1 protein-coding gene is annotated in these 409 nt (G+C 61.1%); it reads right to left on the bottom strand.

The window, feature by feature from the left end:
- Positions 1 to 69 precede the first annotated feature (69 nt).
- Positions 70 to 409, bottom strand: a 340-nt coding sequence (locus JWG43_RS18925; RefSeq protein ID WP_205244451.1) for an alpha/beta hydrolase, incomplete at its 5' end; no start/stop codon positions are given.

Below are 409 nucleotides of genomic sequence, written 5' to 3'. Positions count from 1 at the left end.
CGCCTGGTCCTTGCTGCCGGAGGAGGCAGCCCCACAAGGGCAGCACCGGCAGCAAGAGACTGGATGTGCCTACAGCGCCTTGCCGAAGAAGTCCTTCAGGGCCGCCACCACCTGGGTGACGTATTCCGGCTTGTCGTACAGGTCCACGTGGCTGGCCCCTTCCACCACATGGATCTTCTTGGGCTCCCTGGCCCTCCGGTAGGCATCTTCCGTGAAGTAGAGCGTATCCGCCCGGCTGCCCACGATGAACAGCAGAGGACGGGGCGATACCGTATCCAGATAGGCAAAGGCATCGAAGGCCGCCAGCTTGTCATTGCTGGAAACAAGGTAGCGGTTGACGGACGTCGAATAACTGCAGCGCGGCGTCCTGTAATATTCGTAGGCTTCCCGCTGGATCACGGACGTATGC

The sequence above is a fragment of the Desulfobulbus alkaliphilus genome, from assembly GCF_016918545.1.
GTDB lineage: Bacteria > Desulfobacterota > Desulfobulbia > Desulfobulbales > Desulfobulbaceae > Desulfobulbus > Desulfobulbus alkaliphilus.
The sequence above is the reverse complement of the archived record's forward strand: the minus strand, read 5'-3'. Positions and strand labels throughout refer to the sequence as shown.